Source organism: Paraburkholderia sp. UCT31, assembly GCF_014397655.1.
GTDB classification, from domain to species: Bacteria; Pseudomonadota; Gammaproteobacteria; order Burkholderiales; family Burkholderiaceae; genus Paraburkholderia; species Paraburkholderia tuberum.
Window position 1 is genome coordinate 32,896 of record NZ_VZQP01000056.1, and the last position, 20,987, is coordinate 53,882.

20 protein-coding genes are annotated in these 20,987 nt (G+C 65.2%); 5 read left to right on the forward strand and 15 right to left on the reverse strand.

Annotation, left to right across the window (positions count from 1 at the left end):
• Positions 1 to 22: 22 nt before the first annotated feature.
• From F6X40_RS33410 to F6X40_RS33455, 10 genes are all read right to left on the reverse strand, one after another.
• Positions 23 to 3,670 (reverse strand): molybdopterin cofactor-binding domain-containing protein, encoded by a 3,648-nt coding sequence (locus F6X40_RS33410; RefSeq protein ID WP_187630768.1) that lies wholly within the window; start codon positions 3,668 to 3,670, stop codon positions 23 to 25.
• Positions 3,667 to 4,173 (reverse strand): (2Fe-2S)-binding protein, encoded by a 507-nt coding sequence (locus F6X40_RS33415; protein ID WP_090807233.1) that lies wholly within the window; start codon positions 4,171 to 4,173, stop codon positions 3,667 to 3,669. The genes F6X40_RS33410 and F6X40_RS33415 overlap by 4 nt, the downstream gene beginning before the upstream one ends.
• A 31-nt stretch (positions 4,174 to 4,204) precedes the next feature.
• Positions 4,205 to 5,404, reverse strand: a complete 1,200-nt coding sequence (locus tag F6X40_RS33420) for an amidohydrolase family protein (protein WP_187630769.1) — start codon at positions 5,402 to 5,404, stop codon at positions 4,205 to 4,207.
• A 34-nt stretch (positions 5,405 to 5,438) separates the two neighbouring features.
• Positions 5,439 to 6,152, reverse strand: a complete 714-nt coding sequence (locus F6X40_RS33425; RefSeq protein ID WP_018423559.1) for an ABC transporter ATP-binding protein — start codon at positions 6,150 to 6,152, stop codon at positions 5,439 to 5,441.
• Positions 6,149 to 6,958, reverse strand: a complete 810-nt coding sequence (locus F6X40_RS33430; protein ID WP_184063200.1) for an ABC transporter ATP-binding protein — start codon at positions 6,956 to 6,958, stop codon at positions 6,149 to 6,151. The genes F6X40_RS33425 and F6X40_RS33430 overlap by 4 nt, the downstream gene beginning before the upstream one ends.
• Positions 6,955 to 8,907 (reverse strand): ABC transporter permease, encoded by a 1,953-nt coding sequence (locus F6X40_RS33435; protein WP_187630770.1) that lies wholly within the window; start codon positions 8,905 to 8,907, stop codon positions 6,955 to 6,957. The genes F6X40_RS33430 and F6X40_RS33435 overlap by 4 nt, the downstream gene beginning before the upstream one ends.
• Positions 8,908 to 9,080: 173 nt before the next feature.
• Positions 9,081 to 9,665 (reverse strand): amino acid synthesis family protein, encoded by a 585-nt coding sequence (locus F6X40_RS33440; RefSeq protein ID WP_184063204.1) that lies wholly within the window; start codon positions 9,663 to 9,665, stop codon positions 9,081 to 9,083.
• 50 nt (positions 9,666 to 9,715) lie between these two features.
• A complete protein-coding gene (locus tag F6X40_RS33445; protein WP_184063206.1) occupies positions 9,716 to 10,306 on the reverse strand; it encodes an amino acid synthesis family protein in 591 nt (196 codons plus the stop codon).
• A complete protein-coding gene (locus tag F6X40_RS33450; protein WP_187630771.1) occupies positions 10,282 to 11,220 on the reverse strand; it encodes a UPF0280 family protein in 939 nt (312 codons plus the stop codon). The genes F6X40_RS33445 and F6X40_RS33450 overlap by 25 nt, the downstream gene beginning before the upstream one ends.
• 24 nt (positions 11,221 to 11,244) lie before the next feature.
• Positions 11,245 to 12,834 carry a 6-hydroxynicotinate reductase gene (locus F6X40_RS33455; protein WP_187630772.1) on the reverse strand — a complete coding sequence of 530 codons (1,590 nt, stop codon included), beginning with the start codon at positions 12,832 to 12,834 and terminating at the stop codon, positions 11,245 to 11,247.
• 289 nt (positions 12,835 to 13,123) lie between these two features.
• On the opposite strand from F6X40_RS33455, the gene F6X40_RS33460 reads away from it, so the two are divergent.
• From F6X40_RS33460 to F6X40_RS33480, 5 genes are all read left to right on the forward strand, one after another.
• Entirely contained in the window at positions 13,124 to 13,816 is a 693-nt protein-coding gene (locus F6X40_RS33460) for a TetR family transcriptional regulator (RefSeq protein WP_187630773.1), read from the forward strand.
• Positions 13,817 to 14,251: 435 nt separating this feature from the next.
• Entirely contained in the window at positions 14,252 to 14,653 is a 402-nt protein-coding gene (locus F6X40_RS33465) for a tlde1 domain-containing protein (protein WP_222946233.1), read from the forward strand.
• Positions 14,650 to 15,039 carry a hypothetical protein gene (locus F6X40_RS33470; RefSeq protein WP_187630774.1) on the forward strand — a complete coding sequence of 130 codons (390 nt, stop codon included), beginning with the start codon at positions 14,650 to 14,652 and terminating at the stop codon, positions 15,037 to 15,039. Before F6X40_RS33465 ends, F6X40_RS33470 begins: the two co-directional genes overlap by 4 nt.
• A 13-nt stretch (positions 15,040 to 15,052) precedes the next feature.
• Positions 15,053 to 15,445: a hypothetical protein gene (locus tag F6X40_RS33475; protein WP_184063218.1), complete on the forward strand. Its 393-nt coding sequence runs from the start codon at positions 15,053 to 15,055 to the stop codon at positions 15,443 to 15,445.
• 557 nt (positions 15,446 to 16,002) lie between these two features.
• Positions 16,003 to 16,206: a hypothetical protein gene (locus tag F6X40_RS33480; protein ID WP_187630775.1), complete on the forward strand. Its 204-nt coding sequence runs from the start codon at positions 16,003 to 16,005 to the stop codon at positions 16,204 to 16,206.
• A gap of 148 nt (positions 16,207 to 16,354) precedes the next feature.
• Here F6X40_RS33480 and pcaC read toward each other — a convergent pair whose 3' ends face one another.
• The 5 genes from pcaC to F6X40_RS33505 all read right to left on the reverse strand — a co-directional run bounded on the left by pcaC (position 16,355) and on the right by F6X40_RS33505 (position 20,594).
• On the reverse strand, positions 16,355 to 16,756 hold the full coding sequence (gene pcaC, locus F6X40_RS33485) for a 4-carboxymuconolactone decarboxylase (RefSeq protein WP_187619599.1): 402 nt from the start codon (positions 16,754 to 16,756) through the stop codon (positions 16,355 to 16,357).
• Complete coding sequence (gene pcaD / locus F6X40_RS33490; RefSeq protein ID WP_090807263.1) at positions 16,753 to 17,544, reverse strand: 3-oxoadipate enol-lactonase; 792 nt, start codon at positions 17,542 to 17,544, stop codon at positions 16,753 to 16,755. The genes pcaC and pcaD overlap by 4 nt, the downstream gene beginning before the upstream one ends.
• A 5-nt stretch (positions 17,545 to 17,549) precedes the next feature.
• Positions 17,550 to 18,929, reverse strand: coding sequence for a 3-carboxy-cis,cis-muconate cycloisomerase (locus tag F6X40_RS33495; protein ID WP_187630776.1), 1,380 nt, complete (start codon positions 18,927 to 18,929; stop codon positions 17,550 to 17,552).
• A gap of 284 nt (positions 18,930 to 19,213) precedes the next feature.
• On the reverse strand, positions 19,214 to 19,873 hold the full coding sequence (locus F6X40_RS33500; protein WP_184063230.1) for a 3-oxoacid CoA-transferase subunit B: 660 nt from the start codon (positions 19,871 to 19,873) through the stop codon (positions 19,214 to 19,216).
• Positions 19,874 to 19,886: 13 nt separating this feature from the next.
• Positions 19,887 to 20,594, reverse strand: coding sequence for a 3-oxoacid CoA-transferase subunit A (locus tag F6X40_RS33505; protein WP_062131411.1), 708 nt, complete (start codon positions 20,592 to 20,594; stop codon positions 19,887 to 19,889).
• Positions 20,595 to 20,987: the final 393 nt, after the last annotated feature.

Below are 20,987 nucleotides of genomic sequence, written 5' to 3' on the forward strand. Positions count from 1 at the left end.
CCTTCGGACGACGGCTGGCGGCTCATTGCTCGCGAGGTTCCGCGCGGATTCTGGCCACGTTCGCGGCGACGTCCTGCCATGCCGGCTTGCCGCCCGCGAACTGCGCGCGCAGGAACGACACGAGCTCGGCGACCTGGGCGTCGTTGAAACTGTCGCGGTAAGCCGGCATCGTACCGAGTTCGGGCCGCGCAGGCGAGCCGATGCCGTCGAGAATCACGCGAATCAGGTTGTCCGGCGTCGCGCCGTGCAGGTTCGTGTTCAGCGCCAGCGACGGATGTGCGCCGAACAACTGAGGTCCGCTGCCGGTGTGATGGCACGCGGCGCACGCGCCGTCGAAAAGCCGCGCACCCGCCGTGACCGGCGCGCCCGTCATCGCGCTGGCCTGTTCGTATTCGCGCGCGGTTGCGGCCGGATCGGCGTTCGGCTCCAGCGGATTGAGCGACGCGAGATAGACGGCCATCGCGCGGATATCGCTGTCGGGCAGCGCCGCCAGATCGCCGATCATCGGCGCCATCGGCCCGGCCGCGACGCCGTGCAACGGCGCGTGACCGTCGCGCAGATAGCGGAACAGTTCGTCCTCGCTCCACGGCACCGGCGCATTCGACAACGCCGACAGCGCGGGCGCTTCCCAGCCCTCGGCGCTGCCTCCGCCCATGAACGCCGCGCCGGTTTTCTCGGCGCCGAACGCGTTGCGCGGCGTGTGGCACGCGCTGCAATGGCCAAGGCCATTCACCAGATACGCGCCGCGATTCCATTGCGCGCTCTGCGCGGGGTTGGCGGTAAACGCGGTGCGGCCGAGAAACAGGCCGTTCCATGCAGCCATCAGCGGACGCACGCTGAAAGGAAACGCGAGCTTCGTTTCGGGCGGCCGGCTGCGCACCGGCGTTTGCGACATCAGATACGCGTAGAGCGCGTGCAGATCGTCATCGGAGATGTTCTGGAACGACGTGTACGGAAACGCCGGATACAGCCGATGACCGTCGCGGCTGATGCCGTGCCGCATCGCGCGCACGAACGCTTCGAGCGACCAGTGGCCGATCCCGGTCTGGCCGTCGGGCGTGAGGTTGGTGCTGTAGACGATGCCGAACGGGGTCGCGAGCGGCTTGCCGCCGGCGTTCGGGACGCCGTTGTGGGCGGTATGGCAAACCGCGCAATTACCGAGCGACGCGAGCAGCTTGCCACGCGCGACCAGTTCCGGCGCAAACGCGCTTGCAAGCGGCGGCGTGATCGGCGCAAGCGGCGCGCTGGAAACCGAGGCAAACGACAGCGCGCCAAGCCAGCCGACCGCGCCCGCGGCCAACAAGCCGAAAAAGCCGCGCCGCCAGCGCTTTTTCCTGCGCGCCGCCGCCGCGTCTTCCGCCTGCGCGTCGGCGAGCGCGGCGCGGATCTTTTCCGGCGTGAACGGCGGGCGACGGAAACGCACCCCCGTCGCGTCGTACAGCGCATTGGCGATGGCGGCCGCGCCGGGCAGCGACGCCGACTCGCCCGCGCCCATCGGCGGCTCGCCGTGGCGCGGCATCATCACGACGTCGATCACCGGCACTTCGCGGAACGTCAGGATCGGATACGCGCCCCACTCCTGGCTCGTCACCGCGTTGTCGCCGAACCTGACCTGCTCCTTCAGCGCGCGGCTCGTCGTCTGGATCACGTTGCCGTGAATCTGGTGACGCACGCCATCCGGATTGACCATCGTGCCGGTGTCCTGGCCGACCACGACGCGCGTGACCGCCAGTTCGCCGCTGTTGCGATCGACTTCGACGTCGGCGACCCACGCGGACCATGCGGCGCCGAACCCCGGGAATTTGCTGTGCACGTAGCGTGCGTACGCGATGCCGCGGCCGCGCGCGATGTTGCCGTCTTCGTGGTCCTCGCCGCGCGTTCTGAACGCGGGTTCGCGCGGTTCCCACCCGGCTTTCGCCGCGACCGCCTTGACGAGGTCGATCGCGCGCGGATCGGTCAGATGCCTGAGGCGGAATTCGACCGGATCGACGCCGGCCTGCTCGGCCAGTTCGTCGATGAACGACTCGTGCGCGAACGTGTTCGGCAACGCGGACACACCGCGCAGCCACGCGGCGCGCACGATCGGCGGCGTGTCGTCGCAGACGATGCGCATGCTGCGATAGTCGTACGGCGGCACGGCCGTGCGGTCGCCCATCTCGAACACCTGCGGCTGCGCGGGAATCGTGCCGGTCAGCAGCAGCGCGAGCGTGGGGGCGTCGTTCGACGGATAGCGCGTCGCAAAGTCGTAGGCGGCCAGTTCGCCTTCGGCGGTGAGCGCGCCGCGTACGTCCATCAGTTGCGCGGCGCCCTTCGGTTCCCACGCGTGTTCGTCCTCGCGCGATAGCTGCACGCGCACCGGCGCGCCGACTGCGCGCGACAGCAGCGCGGCGTCGGCGGCGACGTCGTCAGCGCAATTGCGTCCGTAGCAGCCCGCCGCATCCATCCGCACGATGTCGATGCGCGCTTCGTCGAGTGTCAGCAATAACGCGAGGTCGGCGCGCAGTGAATGCGGGTTCTGCGTGCCGGACCAGATTTTCAGCTGCGTGTCGTCGCCGTCTCCGTTGCGATAGTCCGCGACCGCGCACGACGGGCCGATCGATGCGTGCATCTGGAACGGCCAAACGTAGGTGCGTTCCAACGTGCGCGACGGGTCTTGCGCGAGCGCCGCATCCACGTCGCCTTCGATCACCAGATCGCGCCGCGTCGCCGGATTCGCGCGCAACGCCGCTTCGACCTGCTCGCTCGTGTCGAGCGGCGGCAGGCCATCGACCGTTTTCCATCGCACGTCGAGCCGCTGCGCCGCCTGTTGCGCAATCTCCTCACGCTCGGCGACGATACCGACGAAATCGCGAATCACGACCACCTTGACGATGCCAGGCAAATCGCGAATCGCCGCTTCGTTCACTTCCAGCAGGCTATGCCCGATGAACTCACCCTGCGCGACGCCCGCATAAGGCGGCCGCACCACGCGTCCATGCAGCATGCCGGGCACGCGCACGTCGTGCACGAAGCTCAGCTCACCGGTCGCCTTCGCGGGAATGTCGACACGCGGCGCGCTTTTACCGACGACGCGATACGCGTGCGGCGGTTTCAAAGGCGCATCGTTCGACAGCAGCAGTTCGACACGCTGGCCTTTGATCAGCTCGCCATAGTGAATGCCCTGCGCCGGGTCGCCATCGCGTGGAAACACGCGGCTGTCCTGCACGTCGAGATCGTTCGCGTCTACATTCAGGCGCGCGGCCGCTTGCGCGACCAGATACTGACGCGCTTGCGCCGCCGCCTGCCGCAGCGGCACCGCCGAAATCTGGATCGTCGCGCTGGCGATCGTCGGTCCCTGGTTCGGCGTTTCGCCGGTATGGCCGAGCACGATCGATACACGCGTCAACGGCACATCGAGTTCTTCCGCGACGATCTGCGCGAGCGCGGTGCCGATGCCGGTGCCCAGGTCCACGTGACCGTTGAACGCGACCACGCTGCCATCGTCGCGCACGACCAGAAACAGATCCGCCTCGCTCGGCACGAACGAAGACCGCGAACCCGGCTGGCCGAGCGCGGCCTTGACCGGTGCATGCGGCGGCCGCGCGACGATCAGCACGCTGTGCGCGTCGTACAACTGCTTGCGCGACGGCGTCGCGCCACGACGATCGACGCTGAAGTCCGGCCCGGTCATACGCGCGCTCCGTCGTCCACGTCCGTTTGCGCGTCGAGCAATTGCGCCGCGCGCTGCACCGCGCGCACGATCTCGACATGCGTGCCGCAGCGACACAGATTGCGCGACAGCTCGCGCTGGATCGTCGCGACGCTCGGATGCGGATCGCGATCGAGCAGCGCCTTCGCGGTCATGATCATGCCGTTCAGGCAGTAGCCGCACTGCGCGGCCTGTTCGTCGATGAACGCCTGCTGCACCGGATGCAACGCGGTGCGCGTGCCGAGCCCTTCGAGCGTCGTGATCTCGCGGCCCAGCGCGACTTCGGCGGTCGTCACGCAGGCGCGCGTCGGCATGCCGTCGAGCAGCACGGTGCAGGCGCCGCATTCGCCGAGACCGCACCCGAACTTCGGCCCGTTCAGCGCGAGATCATTGCGCAGCAAGTAGAGCAGCGGTGTCTGCGCCGCCGCGCTGACCACATGCGTCGCGCCGTTCACCTTCAGCACGAGCTGCGCGGCGCGGTTCATCATGATGCGAGCACCCTGTCGCGCCGCGCGTTCACAGCACCACCGGCACTTCGGTCGCGGGCGGCGTATTGCGGCTGCGCCGGCAGCGGATCAGACCATCGATCATCACCATCCCCACACCCGGAATATCGCCGAGCTGCACGCTTTCGAGCAGCGTGTCGGCGGCCGTATGCTGCGCGCGGTCCATGAACACGAGATCGGCGGGACGGCCCACCTCGATCAGCCCCTGGCGCAGGTGGCGCTGCCGCGCGGTATTGCCGGTCGCAAAGCAGAACGCGATTTCGGCGGGGACGTCGGCGAGGCTCGAGATCAGCGCGATCATGCGCAGAATGCCGAGCGGTTGCACGCCGGAGCCGGCCGGGCTATCGGTGCCGAGAATGATCCGATGCGGGCATTTCAGCTCGACCGCATGGCGCGCGGTCAGCAACGCGATCCGCTCGTTGCCGTTGTGGACGATTTCGAGCGCGCGGCTCGACTGCTCGCACAGATCGCACACGTGCCGGTACGACAGCGACGTATGGCCGCCATTGACGTGGCCGATCACATCGGCATCGGCGGCGAGCACCACGTCCCGATCGATCAGGCCGGAGCCCGGAATCGACGGACCGCCCGTGTGAATCGTGCTCTGGATACCGTACTTGCGCGCCCACGCGACCATCTGTTGCGCTTCCTCGCCGCCCTTCACGCTGCCGAGGCCGACTTCGCCGAGCAGCTTCACACCGGCTTCGGACAGCTCCTTGAAGTCCTGCTCGACCATGCCCTTCTCGATCACCGGCGCGCCTGCCAGCACCTTGACGCCGCCACCGACGCCGGCCGCGCGCATGCCGTCGAACGAGCGCTGCGCGGTGATCGCGAGCGCCTTCACGCCGAGCACGTCTTTCGGACGGCCAGGCAAATGCACTTCGCCGGCCGAGATCATCGTCGTCACACCGCCGTTCAGATTCGACTCGATCCAGCCGAGCTGATTCTGGCGCGGCGTCCAGTCACCGAACACCGGATGCACGTGCGAGTCGATCAGGCCCGGCGCGACCGTCGTGCCCTTGCAGTCGACCGTCGTGCGCGCGCCTTCGAGATCGCAGTCTTTCTCGCGGCCGAGCGCGACGATCACGCCGTCGTCGATCACCAGCGTGTCCGCGTCGAGAATCGGCTGATCGATATCGCCCGACAGCAGCAGCCCGATGTTCGTTACCGCGACCTTGCCCGACAAGCCTGTCAACGTCTCTGCCGCCATCTGCCTCTCCTTTCGCCGACACTACCCGATGAATTCACACGCTCAGATAAGCGCGCCTCACTGTTTCGTTCCGTGCGAGTTCGCCGATCGTGCCGCTGAAACGGATCTGCCCTTTCTCGAGCACATACGCGCGGTCGCTGACCAGCTCGGCGAAGTGCAGATTCTGTTCGGATAACAGAATGGATAGCCCTTCGCGTTTCAGTTCGAGAATCATGTTCGCCATCTGCTCGACGATCACCGGCGCGACGCCTTCGGACGGTTCGTCGAGCAGCACCAGATACGGATTGCCCATTAGCGTGCGCGACACGGTCAGCATCTGCTGCTCGCCGCCGCTCATCTGGCCGCCGGGGCGCTTCGGCATTTCGCCGAGATTCGGAAACAGGCGGAACAGCTTGTCGGGCGTCCATTGCGGCGCGCCTTCGCGCGGCGGCTGGCGGCCCGTGTCGAGGTTTTCCATCACCGTCAGGTCCGCGAACACGCGGCGGTCCTCGGGCACGAAACCGACGCCCATGCGCGCGATCTTGTACGGCGCGAGCGCGCTGATGTTCTGGCCGCGAAACGTCACTTCACCGTGGCGGCGCGGCAGCAGTCCCATCACCGCTTTCATCGTCGTCGATTTGCCGGCGCCGTTGCGGCCCATCAGCGCGACCACCTCGCCGCGGCCGACTTCGAGGCCGACGTCGAACAGAATGTGCGCGCGACCGTAGAACGCATTGAGGCCGGAGACTTTCAGCATCGGTTCGCTCATTGCAATGCTCCACGATCCCGCGCGCTGCCCGACGCGTCTTGCAGTGGCGCGTGCGGCCGGAACGTCTTGCCGGTGCCGAAATAGACCTCCTGCACGCGTGCGTCGTTGCGGATCGTGTCGGCGTCGCCTTCGGCGATCAGCTTGCCGCGCGCGAGCACGATCATCCGGTCGGCGTACGCGAATACGACGTCCATGCTGTGTTCGGTGAACAGCACGCCGATCTCGTGTTCGGTCACCAGCCGCCTGGTCAACGCCATCAATTCGTTGCGCTCCTTCGGCGCCATGCCGGCGGTCGGTTCGTCCATCAACAGCAGCTTTGGCCGGTTCGCGAGCGCGATCGCAAGCTCGACGCGCTTCACGTCGCCATACGCGAGCACGCCGCACGCGCGCTTCGCGTGCGCGCCCATGCCGACCTGTTCGAGCAGCGCGAACGCTTCGTCGGCATGGTGCGAGCCCGCTGGCTTCCAGAGGCCGAAGGTCTTTTTCTCGCGCGACACCAGCGCCATTTGCACGTTTTCGAGCACCGTCATCGAGTTGAACGTCGCGGCGATCTGGAACGTGCGGCCGACGCCGCGCCGCCAGATATCGCGCGGCCGCATGCCGACGAGTTCGTGACCGTCGAGCAGAATCGAACCCGACGACGGCTGCAACTGGCCGTTGACCATGTTGAAACAAGTCGATTTGCCCGCGCCGTTGGGGCCGAGCAGCGCCAGCAGTTGACCCGCCTCGAGATCGAATGAAACGTTATCGACCGCCTTCAGTCCTCCGAACGATCTCGACAGACCGCTTACGCGCAGCAGGCTCATAGCCCCTCCTTGACCGCGGCGGCCCGTTGCGACGGCGACGCGGCGCCGCCGTTGGTCTTGTCGGCCTGATCGCCGTTCGCGTCGCCGAAACGCTCGCGAATGAAGCCGACGATACCCTGTGGAAACGCGATCACCAGCAGCAGGATCGCGAGGCCGAGCAGCGCCTGCCAGTAGTCGGTCTGGCGCGCGACCGTGTCCTGCAGCCACGTAAACACGGCCGCGCCGACGATCGGCCCGCTCAACGTCTGCAAGCCGCCGAGCAGCACCATCACGAGGCCATCGACCGAGCGGCTCACGCTGATCACTTCGGGCGAGATGTTGCCCTTCGAAAACGCGTACAGCGATCCGGCGAGTCCGCAGAACAACGCCGCGATCACGAACGACGCCCACTGAACCCGCTTCACGTCGATGCCGATCGCCTCGGCGCGTAGCGCGGAATCGCGCGACGCGCGCATCGCATAGCCGAGCGGCGAGAACAGCATGCGGCGCAGCAGCCACACGCCGAGCACGGCGCACGCGAGCGTCAGGTAGTAGAACGCGACCTGCGACGACAGCCAGTTCGACGGCCAAAGACCGAGAATGCCGTTGCTGCCGCCCGTCACGTCGTCCCACTGGAACACGACCGACCAGACGATCTGCGCGAACGCGAGCGTCAGCATCGCCAGATAGACACCGGACAGGCGCACGCAGAACCAGCCGAACACGAGCGCGCCCACCACCGCCAGCAGCGGCCCGAGCAGCAACGCGGCTTCCATCGGCAGATTCAGCACCTTCAGAAACAGCGCCGCGCCGTAAGCGCCAAGTCCAAAGTACGCGGCATGGCCAAACGAATGCAGGCCGCCCGGACCCATGATGAAATGCAGACTCGCCGCGAACAGCACCGCGATCAGGATTTCAACCAGCAGCACCGGCATATACGGAAACGCGTTGGCCGCGAGCGGCGCCAGAACCAGCACCAGCAACACGAAGGCGGCCAGCCCCTTCAGACGCCTGCCCGCCGGACGCAATGGCGTTTCCGGCGTACCCATCGCGCGCACCGCGGCGCTCGCGCGGCCGAGCAAACCCCAAGGCCGCACCACCAGCACGACCGCCATCACGACGAATTCGGCCACCAGCGTGAAGCGGCTCAGCGATAAACCGATGCCGAAGATCGTCACGTGCCCGATACCGATGCACAGCGCCTTGATCTCGGCGATCAGCAGCGCGGCGACGAATGCGCCCGGAATCGAACCCATGCCACCGACCACGACGACCACGAACGCATTGCCGATCGTCTCGAGGTCGAGCGACAGGTTCGCCGACATGCGCGGCCCTTGCAGCGCGCCGCCGAGTCCCGCGAGAAACGCGCCGACGAAGAACACGCCGGTAAACAGCCACGCCTGATTGATGCCGAGCGCGCCGAGCATCTCGCGATCCTGCGTCGCGGCGCGCACGAGCGTGCCCCAACGCGTGCGCGTCAACGCGTACCACAGCAGCAGCAAGACGACCGGACCGATCACGATCAGCGCGATGTCGTACGTGGGCAGCGGATGGCCGAGAAAGTCGACCGCGCCCGCGAGATGCGGCGCGCGCGGGCCGAACAGATCCTCCGGGCCCCAAAGCCATAGCGCGGCGTCGCGAAAGATCAACACGAGCGCAAACGTGGCGAGCAGATGGAATAACTCCGGCGCCTGATAGATCCGCCGCAACACGACGATTTCGACGAGCGCGCCCAACACCGCGACCGCGAGCGCGGCGGCGAGCACCGACAGCCAGAAGCCGCCCGCCGTGTGGCCAAAGCGGCTCGCGATGCTATACGCGACGTAAATGCCGAACATATAGAACGAGCCGTGCGCAAAGTTGACGATGCGCGTCACGCCGAAGATCAACGACAAACCGGCGGCGACCAGAAACAGCGTCGACGCGTCGGCGAGTCCATTGACCAGTTGTACCAGCAGATTCGAAAGCATCGCGACCCTCGTCGGCTCGCCGAACGGCGCGCGCGCAACATGCGCAGCGGCCCGATCGGCGGACGTTGCAGCGCGGGCGGCACCATGCGCGCCCGCGTCAACGGCAGGACACTACCAGCGAAACAACCCGCAAAACAAGCGACGGCAAACAGGCGGCTGAAAAAAACGATCGCTCAGCGCAGGCCGTCCTCGCCTTTGATCTCGTTCGCCTGCAAGCCGCCGATGCGCGGCAGCGGCCGGCCCGACGCGGTCACTGCGACCGCCACGACGATTTCGTTCGCGCGCGGCGCATCGGCCACGCGCGCCTCGATCGCGTCGAAATGGCTGCGCACGTAGGCGGCGTCCTTGTGGCCGAGCGGCACGTCGATCGCGGTGCCCAGGGTGCCGATCTTCTTCGCCGACGGCACCAGCGCCGCGCCCTTTTCGACCGCCGCGCGCAGCGGCGCGCCGAGCTTCGGATGCAGGATCGCGGCCGCATGTTCGAGTTCGCCCGCCTCGCCGACGATTGCCGCCTTGCCGTAGCTTTGCGCCGCCCCGGGCGCGATGCCCAACGCCTCGACGCAGCGCTTGCCGAGCAGCGCGCCGAGTTCCTCGCCAGCTTCGATCAGCGCGTCGAGCTTCGCCTCATAGCGGCCCGCATACGGATTATCGATCACCGCGATCGCGACCGCGCGGCGCGCGGGCGGCTCGACGGTCTGGCCCATTTCGATGCGTGTTTCGTCGACCTGCACGACCAGCTTGCGAAGCCTGATTGCCATTTGCGCTCTCCGAGTTTCGTTGCCTTGCTGTATGGTTGCCGCGCGCCGCTTCAGCGCAAGCCATCCTTGCCGACGATCGCCTCTTTCGCGAGGCCGCCCACCCGCGCATGCACGCGCTGCCCCGTGCTCATCACGAGGATGTAGACGATCTCGTCGGCGGCTGGGGCGCCGGGCACGCGCACTTCGATCGCATCGAAGTGGCTGCGCACGTAGCTCGCGTTGACATGCGTGAGCGGCACGTCGAGCGCGGTGGACGGCGCGCCGACCTTCTTCGTCGACGGTACGATCGCGTGGGTCGGCACGCCGTGCTTTTCGAGCAGCTCGCGCATCGCGTAGCCGCCGGGCACATGCCATAGCGCGCCGTGCTCGAGTTCCCCGCGCGCGCCGACGATCGCGCCCTTCCCATAGCTTTCGATCGACGCATGCGGCACCGCCATCGCCGTCAGCAGCCGTTGCGCCATCTCGAAGCCGATCGGCTTCAGCGCTTCCATCGCATGTTCGATTTTCGGCTCGTAGCGGCCCGCGAACGGATTCGTCATCACCGCGGCGATCGCGCCTCGTTTGAGCGGCTGCGCGGGCGCGGGGCCGAACTCGTGAAAGATGTCTTCGACGTGCGTCAGCACGCGGCGTATTTCGAACACGGCGCCTCCGTTGTCAGTGAAACGCGCGTGGCGGACAACGCGCGTGAATCGTCGATGCCGGTGACCCGCGCCCGTCCTTGCAGGAACAGCGCGGCGCCTTCGATCAAACCCTGGCCGCGCAACCGCTTCGCGACATCGACGCCGCGCGCGAGCGCGAAATCGATCAGCGGCTGCGGCAGACGCGGCACGTCGACGGTCACCAGCAGATCGCCGAGATCGCTATCGTCCTTCAGCGACGACGCCGGACGCCGCACGATTCCCGCATGGTCGAGCTCGACCGCGTTCGCGATCATCGTCGCGGCGGCGTCGGCGCTCGCGGCATCGCGCGCGAGCACGGTCACGCTGTCGGCGATGCCGAGACTGAAGCTGCGGCCGCGCCAGCCGCTCGTCGCGACGCCGCGAATCGGCTGCCGAGCGTCGAGCGTCAGATGCGCGTCGAGCGCAGGGTCGTGCGCGAAACGCGTGCCCGAAATTTGCGCGAGGTCCGCCAACACGCCCACGCGATACTGCTGCCCCGCCGCCAGGTGCAGCGCGATGTCGCCGCCGTTGTTGATGAACGCACGCGCGATGCCGTCGCGCGCGAACGCGGCGATCAGTTCGTCGGCGACGCTGCCCGCAACCGCCGCCATCGGCGTGATGAAGCTCGAACGATGCGGATGACACGCACGCCACATACGCGTCGCGACCGGCCCTCGAAGCGGGCAATCATGTCGTGCCGCCACAGCCTGCACTGGTTGCCGAAGCACGTTCAATTCGCGGACCAGCTCCTCCAGCACAGGACTGAAGCGCTCCCAGCATGCGTCATATGCGGCACGCACCGCGTCGGGCTCGCCGTCGGCGCCGAGGATCAGGTCGATCGGCCCGTGCTGCCAATGCCAGCGGTGTTCGTCGAGGCGGGTTCGGGTGGGGGTCATCGTGTGATTTTTTGGTCAGGGTGCTTAACCGGGCATTGCAGGCGGCCACGGATTGTCCGGATCGCGAGCCAGCGTCCGCCGCGCGAGCGGCGCGCCTTCCGTATGCGTCGGCCCGCTCGCGAGCACGCTCTGCAACGAGCGCACCGCCTCGACGTGGCCGCCGAGATCGCGGTACGTGTCGTACGTCATCGTGAATTCGATCGGCGCGACGAGCGCCGGTGTCGGCACCGTGCCGAACGAGCGGTCCGGCATGCGCGTCACATCGACCATCACGGTGATGCCGCCGCCCGGCCACACATAAGCCGGCGCGCCGCCGCACGTGACGTTGACGAGCTTGCGCTTGATCGCGCGCGTGAGCAGCACCGGATTCTCGGTCGCGCCGGCGCGCAGACTGCCGCCCGCGCCGCCGAGAAACAGCACCGTCGCGAGCGACGGCTCGCAGTTCTCGCCGATCCGCTCGACCGTGCGGCGCACCGCGTCGGGCATCGGCGCGATGCGCGGCACGAGCTGTGCGTCGAGTTCGTACCATTGCGCGTGTTCGCCGGTCGTCGAGACCATCAGCACGCGCATGCCCGGCTTCGCGACCGACGGATCGAATCCTTCGACGATCGCGAGCGGGTCCTGAATGTCGGTGCCCCCCCAACCGGTGCCAGGATTGGCAACCTGGAAATAGCGGCCCGGCGTCGATTTGCGGCCGCGTATCTTGAGTCCCGAGCGCGTCATGCCGAGGCAGCGGCCCGCCTGGTGCTCGGTCAGCACGCCCGTAATGTGATCGTCGACGACCACCACCTCATCGACGTGGCCGAACCATTGCTTCGCGAAGATACCGATCGTCGCGGAGCCGCAGCCGACGCGCATGCGCTGCTCCTCGACACCGTCGACGATCGGCGCGACGCCGGCGCGAATCACGAGACTCGCGCCGCCGTCGATACCAAGCTCGACCGCCTCCTTGTTGCCGAGCGCGAGCATCATGTCGCAGGTCACGCGGCCTTCTTTCTTGCTGCCGCCGGTCAGATGATGGACGCCGCCGAGGCTCAGCATCTGCGAGCCGTATTCGGCCGTGCTCACGTGACCGACGATCTCGCCGTCGCAGCGCACGTTGGCCTGTTCGGGGCCGAGAAAGCGGTCGGTGTCGATCTTCACCTTGAAGCTGCAATAGCTGAAGATGCCTTCGGTGACGACGGTGACCATGTCGACGTCGTCGAGCTTCGACGCGACGATGAACGGCGCGGGCTTGTAGTCGGGATAGGTCGAGGAGGCACCGACGCCGGTGACGAAGAGGGCGGGTTCGGTGGTGCCTGGGTCCGCGGCGGGGGCTGTGCCGAATTCGATCGCCGCATTTGCCGGATCGGCGTCGGCATCATCCGTACGCGACAGAAACACCACCGGATCGACGCGAATCAACCGCCCATCCGCATTCGCATAACGGTCGCACGCGCCGGTGCGCCCTTCCGAGATCTGGCACAGCACCGGACACGCATTGCATTCGATCTTGTTCGAGGCCATGCGCTCGCTGCGCGGCGCCGACTTTGCGAGCACGGTCGGCCCCGGCGTCGACGCGGTATCGCGATCGACACTCTCTGCACCGAAATCGACCTTCGTATGTTCTGTCATCGTGGGGTTCCCTACGACATCACAGGCGCGACATGGCTGGCGGTGCTGCGTGGTGCGCGAATCGTCCCGGTTTCAGGGCATTTCCGCGTGGGCCGCCCATTTTCATGTTGCGGTCACTCACCGTTCATGTAGTATCTTCTACACCAAACTCGATTGAAATCTACTCGATCAAAATCGACTGTGCAACGTGTTTTCCGTCACGCGGAATCATGGTGCAATGCGGCATCGGCGTGCTGAGTCTGTGCGCCCGCCGTTCAAACCTACGCTGACAAAGAGATCCGAGACCGTCATGAGCCCCACCGCCGCCCGCAAGCCGGGCGCCATCGGTATCCGCGCGAAACAGGCGCAGGACACGCGCGCCAAGATCCTGAAGGCGGCCATCAGGGTGTTCGCGAAGCAGGGTTATGCGAGCGGCCGCATCGAAAGTATTTCGAAGGGCGCGCGTTCGCACGACCGGATGATCTATTACTACTTCGGCAGCAAGGAGCAGCTGTTCATCGAAGTGCTGGAGACGATCTACACGCAGTTCAACGAAGCGGAAAGCAAACTCGATCTCGATCTGCGCGATCCGGTGCATGGCCTCGAACAGATGGTCGAGTTCGTCTGGCAGTACTACCTCGATCACCCGGAGTTCGTGACGCTGCTGTCGAGCGAAAATCTGCACCAGGGCAAGCATGCGAAAAAATCGCAGAAGCTCAAGGAGATTTCGGGCTACGCGATTTCGGTCGTGCAGAGGCTATTGGAGGCGGGCCGCGCGCAGCACGTGTTTCGCACCGATATCGCGGCGCGCGACGTGTATCTGATGATCGCGTCGCTCGGCTATTTCTATAACGCCAATCAGTACACGCTCGGCGCGTTTCTCGGCGAGCCGCTGATGGACGAGGCGGCGCTCGCGCATTGGCGCGAGGTGATCAAGGAGACGGTGTTGCGTGCGGTGTGCGTGCAGGCGCCGGTGAGCGTTGTAGCGACGACTACCGCATAAAAAATATCGACGCGCGCCGAATCCGCGAATGCCGTGCGGATTCCTTCGATACCAGTCCTGAACGGCGCGCATTCCTTCACAACGGTAACAGGCGTTTTCGTTTTGCGGCTTTCGTATGCTGCGGTTTTCGTGGCTTGAGGCTTCACTTCGCCGACCTTCGTAACGTCCGGCTTTTGCACATCTGCGTTTTGAACGTTCGTTGCGGCTGCATCTTCGCGTTCTTTTTTGTTGCTTTGATTCGCATTCTTTACATTGTGTTGCGCCGGCAATCGTTGCGGCGTGGTTCTGTTTTCCCCACGAATCGGCCCCATACTCATATTCGCCGTGATCTTTCGCGATCAATTGCACTTGCCTCTGTCGGCTCGATACGGGGATGCAGATCAAACTGACGTATATCTTAAAAATTGTGTGCAGCCAGATGATCTGGTGTAATCGTTGGTTCGTACAACCAATGAGGAAAAGACGGTGGTGTGGATTTACAAGCGTGAGAGCCACTTGTTGTATCACAACGACAAATTAACCACAGGTAAGGGATATTCCGGCAAGGGGGAGCACAAGAATAAACACAGTAGCCAGTATGTCCGCGACTGGGGACCAATCCCCGTTGGCCTGTATGAAATTACGGCACCGTTTCCGCACCCTAAAACTGGACCGTTCTCGATGCGGCTTAACCCGGTTTGCGGAACGTGCTTAGGCGAACGTTCCGCCTTCATGATCCACGGCGACAGCCAGACCGATCCCGGCAACGCGTCAAATGGATGTATCGTTCTGCACTTGCCATACCGCAAGCAAATCTGGAACAGTGGCGACAGAATGCTTAGGGTGAAACATCCATGAAACGCACCTTTGCAGTCCTGCTGCTATCCCTTCCCGCGCTATGCCTGGCGCAAGGCAGACCGAACCCGCCGTGCGACGGGTGGCCGACCAACATCGCCGAAAACAGCCTAAAAAAAGCTGGCATGCTTGGCAGTATCGACTATACGAAAACCCAAGCCGTGCAACTGGCGTCCGAGAAAATAGGAAAAGATGAGGATGGCGAACAGTTGTGGCGTGAGGTCTATCACATCACCTTTCACGAAAAAAACGGAAACAAGGTCAAGGTGATTGCTGTGAACGACGCTGGCGAATTTGAATGCTCAATGAGTGCCGTAGAGGTTTTTGTCGTTTCGAAGCATTTGCTGTCAAGAGTCGAGGCTGACAGAATGTTCAAGCAGATAGAGTGAGGTCTTTGAATCCATGAAACACGCTTTTGCAGTCCTGCTGCTATCCCTTCCCGCGCTATGCCTGGCGGAACCCGGACCATACCCGCCATGCGGCGACCGGTTTCCGGCCTATGTGGCCCAGATGGCGCTAAGAAAAACTGACATCCTCTCCCTGGATTTCGATGCTACGAAAACAAGGGCCGTGCGACTGGCGTCCGAGAAGATCGGTAAATATGAGGATGGCGAACCAATGTGGCGCGGGGTGTATCAGATTACCTTTGAGGAGCGAAACGGAAATAAGATCAAGCTGATTGCTGTGTACGAGATAGGCGAACTGGAGTGTACGATTAGTGACGAACAGTTTCTTATCGTTTCGAAACAGTTGCAGCGTGGCGGCGGGGACACTCGGTACAGGCATATCGAGTGAACCGCGCCAGTTCAGACCCGGACCCGCATCGCGCGGGTCTTTTTTTGCCTGCGAGCGGCGCGTCATAAGGCCCCTGCCTCGCTCTGTTTCAATCATTACACCCCTTGCCCGCGCGGCCTGTACGTCTGGTTCGGGTCTATCTGTAGGCTTCCACGAGATAGTCGCCAAGGCGGGCAATCGATCCGATACCGCTTCCGGCGCGAAAGCCCGTTGCGGGCCGCATGTAACCATCGCCCTCCCAGTCTTCGCACGCGTCGAGTACGGCCAGCTGCGTGGCGCGGAAGTGTCTGGCCGCCTCCCGCACGGTCGGATGCGAACGGATGGTTGGAGCTGATGGAGCCGGTACAGCCGGACTTGACGCAGCGGCTGCTGACGATCTTCTCGGTATCACCAGCGACGGGGATGCGACCATACGGAAACTGACCGCGTTGCAGGACTACGCACGTGAAGCGCAGCGGGTGTGCGGCATCGATGGCAGCCGGAAATATTGAGAAAGGAGTCGCCCGTGCGTCGTTATCCTCAGCTCTGCCCGTCAACTTTAAAAAATTGAGGTATGCGTGGGCGCTCTTTCCATATGGCACTCGCTGGTGTTTGTTCTTGTCGTCGTCATCGCGGAGATTATCCCGCTATGGCTGATCCTGAAGAAGGCGGGATATGCGGGCGCCTGGTCGCTGCTCACCTTCATTCCGGTGGCGAACGTCATTCTGCTGTGGTTCATTGCCCTGGCCCGCTGGCCTGCATTGAACGCAAGGCAGTCCTGACCTGTCGCGGCCGGTCGGAATGGACGAACTGAAATGGCCGGCCGCTACCGCAACCCTTCCTACCGCCAGTACCTCAATGCGCTGCTCGACACCCGGCCTTTATCGCCGCGCTGCGCGATGCGCAGGGCCAGTTACGTGTGCTCAGTCTTTACGACTTCGCCGCCGCGGCCGCCGCATCATCCTCGCGAAACAGCTTGTCGGCCAGATGGAATGCGGAGTTGGCCGCCGGCACGCCGCAGTAGATCGCGGTCTGCAGCAGCACTTCCTTGATCTGCTCGCGCGTCACGCCGTTGTTTTTGGCGGCACGCAGGTGCAGCGCGAGTTCTTCGCTGCGATTCAACGCCACCATCATCGCGATCGTCAGCAGGCTGCGCGTATGACGCGGCAGACCTTCACGCGTCCAGATCTCGCCCCATGCGTAACGCGTGATCAGGTTCTGGAACTCCTCGGTCAGCTCGGTGCGGTTCGCGAGCGAACGGTCGACGTGCGCGTTGCCCAGCACCGCGCGACGCACCTCCATACCGGCTTCGTAACGGTCTTCGTCGTTCATTTTGCCTCCGTCAGGAAGTCGAGCACGGTCTTCGTGAACTCACCGGCCTTTTCGATGTTGGAGATATGCGAGGCATTGAGTTCGACGTAGCGCGCGCCCGGAATCGACTGCGCAAGTTCGCGGCCTTGCGCGGCCGTGGCGGCCAGATCGTGCGTGCCGCTGATCACGAGCGTCGGCAGCTTGATGCCCGGCGTTTCGGGCCGCAGGTCGGCCGCGTCGATCGCGTCGCAGTTCGATGCGTAGCCTTCCTTGTCGGTATGCACGAACACGTCGCGGATCATCGCCAGCACGACCGGCTCGCGCTCGATGAAGTCTGCCGTGAACCAGCGCGGCAGCACCGCGTCGGCGAGCGCGAACATGCCTTCGCTGCGCGCCTTCGCGGCACGCGGCACCCACACTTCCGGCGAGCCGATGCGCGCGGCCGTGTTGCACAACACGACGCGCTCGAAGCGGTCGCCGTGACGCGCGGCGAGTGCGACGCCGGTCAGGCCGCCCATCGATATGCCGCAGAAATTCGCGCGCGCGATCTTCAGCGTATCCATCAGGCCGAGCACGTCGCCGCTCAGCTGCTCGATCGTGTATGGACCCTTCGGCGCTTCCGAATGACCGTGGCCGCGCGTGTCGTAGCGCAGCACGCGGAAATGCTTCGACAACGCCGCGACCTGCGGCGTCCACATGGACATATCGCAGCCGAGCGAATTCGACAGCACGAGCCACGGCGCGTGGCCGTGACGATCGCCGTCGATACGATAGTGAAGCTCGGTGCCGTTGACTGCGGCGTAGGGCATGCCGGTTACTCCTTGGAATGGGCGCGCTGCGCGCGCGTGGTGTGAAGCGTCAGCGCGGCGTCGACATATGCGTGCGCCTGGCCGACGTATTGAGCGGGATCGAGCAGCTGCTTCAGGCGCTCGAGCGAAAGATGTTCGGTGACGGCCGCGTCGGCGGCGAGCACGTCATACAGCGTCTTGCCGTCGCGGATCGCCGCCTTCGACGCGCGCTCGACCAGATGATGCGCGTCGAGCCGGCCGATGGAATCGCCGAGCGCGAGCATCACCGCTTCGCCGAGGATCAGGCCGTGCGTGACGTCGAGATTCGCGGCGAGGCGCGGTACGTTCACGCTCAGACCGGACGCGATCTGTTCGATGTTCGCGAGCGCGCCGCCCGCGAGGCGCGCGAGATCCGGCAGCGCGTCCCATTCGGCCTGCCAGCCGCCGAGCGCGCGTTCGTGCTCCTGCACCATGCCGGCGAACACGGTCGCCACGAGGCCGGGCGCGCGTGTCGCGGCCGTCAGTACCGCCGCGCAACCGACCGGGTTGCGTTTGTGCGGCATCGTCGACGAACCGCCCTTGCCGGCCGCAGCCGGTTCGGCGAGTTCGTCGATTTCGGTTTGCATCTGCAGCGACACGTCGCGCGCGATCTTGCCGAGCGTGCCGATCAGCATGCCGAACAGCGACGCCGTCTCGGCGATGCGATCGCGTTGCGTGTGCCACGGCAAGGTCGGTACCGCGAGGCCGAGTTCCTTGGCGAGCGACTGCGTGACCTGCGGCGCCGCCTCGCGCAGACTCGCGAGGGTGCCGGCCGCGCCGCCGAATTGCAGCACCAGCACACGTTCGCGCAACGCATCGAGCCGCTCGCGATGACGCAACAGCGCGTCGAGCCATTGCGCGAACTTCAGACCCAGCGTGATCGGCAGCGCCTGTTGCAGCCACGTGCGGCCGATCATCGGTGTCGCGCGATGGGTGGCCGCGAGTTTCGCGACCGCGTCGCAGGTGGCTTGCAGGCCGCCGTCGAGCAGGTCGAAAGTGTCGCGCAGTTGCAGTACCGTCGCGGTGTCGATGATGTCCTGGCTCGTCGCGCCCCAATGCACGTATTTGCCAGCTTCGGCATCGGCGGCTTTGACGCGTGCAGTCAGTTGCTTGACGAGCGGAATCGCGAGGTTGCCGCCGAGCGCGGCGTCGCGTGCGAGCGCGTCGGCGTCGAGCTGGTCGGCCTGGCAGGCCGCTTCGATCGCGGGGACGGCGGATCCGGGAATGACTTTGTGCGCGGCAGAGGCACGCGCGAGCGCGGCTTCGACGTCGAGCATCCGCTGCAGCGTGGCACGCGGCGCCCAGATGTCGTTCATCGGCTGTGTGCCGCAAAGAAGGCCAGTCAGACGGGCGCTGGAGTCGAGCATGGTGACGACGATGTTTGAGGGAATCGGAAGCGAAGAAGCGGCACGGCGCGCGGCGGTTCGAAGCAGACGCCGTGGCGGAGCAAGCGCTCGTGCCGTGCGTATGCCGCGGTATGTGCTGCGTATTGTGCGCCAAACGCGGTCAGCCCGTCGCTGAAGTTGCCAGGCCAGTGCTGACGAGGAGTTCGCCCCGTCAGCGCTGGCCCGTTCGCGCAATGCCGCTTTCAGACGAGACGCCATCGACGCGGCCGCAAAGCAGACCGCCGCCGCGACGCCTCAGCCAACCATCAGGCCGCGCGCGCGGCCTGCGTGCCGTCGGTCATCGGCACACCGGTCAGCTTCCGCAGTTCGTCGAAGCCGATGTCCGTGAAAATCTCGCGCACGACGAGGCCTTCCTTCGTGACGTCGATCATTGCGAGGTCCGTATAGATACGGGTCACGCAACCGATACCGGTGACCGGGTACGAGCACTCGGCGGTGATCTTGCTCTCGCCCTGCTTGGTCAGATGCTCCATCATCACGTAGACCTGCTTCGCGCCGATCGCGAGGTCCATCGCGCCGCCGACCGCCGGAATCGCGTCGGGTGCGCCGGTGTGCCAGTTCGCGAGATCGCCCTTCGCCGACACCTGGAACGCGCCGAGCACGCAGAAGTCCAGATGGCCGCCCCGCATCATCGCGAACGAGTCCGCGTGATGGAAGTAGGCGCCGCCCGTCAGCAGCGTGACGTGCTGCTTGCCGGCGTTGATCAGTTCGTCGTCTTCCTGGCCCTTCGCCGGTGCCGGGCCCATGCCGAGCAGACCGTTTTCGCTGTGCAGGAAGATTTCCTTGTCTGCGGCGAGGTGGTTCGCCACCAGCGTCGGCACGCCGATGCCGAGGTTCACGTAAGCGCCTTCAGGGATGTCCTGGGCAACGCGCCTGGCCATTTCATCGCGAGTCAGTTTCTTCATGTCGGTCTCCGGGTCAGGCAGCAGCGTCGTGAGGATTGGGCGTGGGGGCATGCGCCGCTTGCGGCACCGCGATCACGCGTTGCACGAAAATGCCGGGCGTGACGATTTCTTCCGGATCGAGGCCGCCGAGCGGCACCACTTCCGACACCTGCACGATCGCGGTCTTCGCGGCGCTCGCCATGATCGGTCCGAAGTTACGCGCGGTCTTGCGATAGATCAGGTTGCCCCAGCGATCGCCCTTGTACGCCTTGATCAGAGCGAAGTCCGCGTGCAGCGGCGCTTCGAGAACGTAGTGACGGCCGTCGATCAGGCGGGTTTCCTTGCCTTCGGCGAGCTTGGTGCCGTAAGCGGTCGGCGTGAAGAAGCCGCCGATGCCCGCCCCCGCGGCGCGGATGCGCTCGGCGAGGTTGCCTTGCGGCACGAGTTCGAGTTCGATTTCGCCGGCGCGATAGAGCGCGTCGAACACATACGAGTCGGTCTGGCGCGGGAACGAGCAGATGATCTTGCGCACGCGCTTGGCCTTCAGCAGCGCCGCGAGGCCGATATCGCCGTTGCCTGCGTTGTTGTTGACGATGGTGAGGTTGCGCGCGCCCTGCTCGATCAGCGCGTCGATCAACTCGGACGGCATGCCGGCCGTGCCGAAGCCGCCGATCATGACGGTCGCGCCGTCGTGGACATCGGCGACCGCCGATTGAAGTGTCTCGAAAATCTTGTTGATCATGTCGAATTTCCTTTGGGGGCGCTACGTGCCGCGGGGCTGACAGCCGTAACCGGCAAGGCTCGCGCGGAAACAGTCTCCGGGCATGCTGGCGACGGCTCGCGAGGGGGAGAGCGGGCTGGCGCCTTCGATTGCTTCGCCGCTGAATTGTTCGTTGCGTGAACAGTGATTCGTTTAGCGAACGCTTCGGCGATTATGGTTGTCCTGCGGGCGGGTTGTCAAGGCAGGGAAACCCCCTTCATCATAGGTCGCCGCGCGCGGCGGCGAAGGTCCGGGATGCCCTCGTCCAGCGCTCGCCCTGCGCGCGAAAATGCCGGCCGCGCAAAATCCCATTATGCTTACGGGCGATTTTTCAACTAGGCTCTATAGCGATACGGCATAAGCATTCCCTTGCCC

Excerpts from the sequence above, each read along its gene's own strand:
- F6X40_RS33455 (WP_187630772.1), bottom strand. The coding sequence starts at position 12,834 with ATGACAGAACATACGAAGGTCGATTTCGGTGCAGAGAGTGTCGATCGC.
- F6X40_RS33460 (WP_187630773.1), top strand. The coding sequence starts at position 13,124 with ATGAGCCCCACCGCCGCCCGCAAGCCGGGCGCCATCGGTATCCGCGCG.
- F6X40_RS33450 (WP_187630771.1), bottom strand. The coding sequence starts at position 11,220 with ATGACCCCCACCCGAACCCGCCTCGACGAACACCGCTGGCATTGGCAG.
- F6X40_RS33475 (WP_184063218.1), top strand. The coding sequence starts at position 15,053 with ATGAAACACGCTTTTGCAGTCCTGCTGCTATCCCTTCCCGCGCTATGC.
- F6X40_RS33425 (WP_018423559.1), bottom strand. The coding sequence starts at position 6,152 with ATGAGCGAACCGATGCTGAAAGTCTCCGGCCTCAATGCGTTCTACGGT.
- F6X40_RS33495 (WP_187630776.1), bottom strand. The coding sequence starts at position 18,929 with ATGCTCGACTCCAGCGCCCGTCTGACTGGCCTTCTTTGCGGCACACAG.
- F6X40_RS33435 (WP_187630770.1), bottom strand. The coding sequence starts at position 8,907 with ATGCTTTCGAATCTGCTGGTACAACTGGTCAATGGACTCGCCGACGCG.
- F6X40_RS33500 (WP_184063230.1), bottom strand. The coding sequence starts at position 19,873 with ATGAAGAAACTGACTCGCGATGAAATGGCCAGGCGCGTTGCCCAGGAC.
- F6X40_RS33440 (WP_184063204.1), bottom strand. The coding sequence starts at position 9,665 with ATGGCAATCAGGCTTCGCAAGCTGGTCGTGCAGGTCGACGAAACACGC.
- F6X40_RS33420 (WP_187630769.1), bottom strand. The coding sequence starts at position 5,404 with ATGGCGGCAGAGACGTTGACAGGCTTGTCGGGCAAGGTCGCGGTAACG.
- F6X40_RS33410 (WP_187630768.1), bottom strand. The coding sequence starts at position 3,670 with ATGACCGGGCCGGACTTCAGCGTCGATCGTCGTGGCGCGACGCCGTCG.
- pcaC (WP_187619599.1), bottom strand. The coding sequence starts at position 16,756 with ATGAACGACGAAGACCGTTACGAAGCCGGTATGGAGGTGCGTCGCGCG.
- F6X40_RS33505 (WP_062131411.1), bottom strand. The coding sequence starts at position 20,594 with ATGATCAACAAGATTTTCGAGACACTTCAATCGGCGGTCGCCGATGTC.
- F6X40_RS33430 (WP_184063200.1), bottom strand. The coding sequence starts at position 6,958 with ATGAGCCTGCTGCGCGTAAGCGGTCTGTCGAGATCGTTCGGAGGACTG.
- F6X40_RS33470 (WP_187630774.1), top strand. The coding sequence starts at position 14,650 with ATGAAACGCACCTTTGCAGTCCTGCTGCTATCCCTTCCCGCGCTATGC.
- pcaD (WP_090807263.1), bottom strand. The coding sequence starts at position 17,544 with ATGCCCTACGCCGCAGTCAACGGCACCGAGCTTCACTATCGTATCGAC.
- F6X40_RS33415 (WP_090807233.1), bottom strand. The coding sequence starts at position 4,173 with ATGAACCGCGCCGCGCAGCTCGTGCTGAAGGTGAACGGCGCGACGCAT.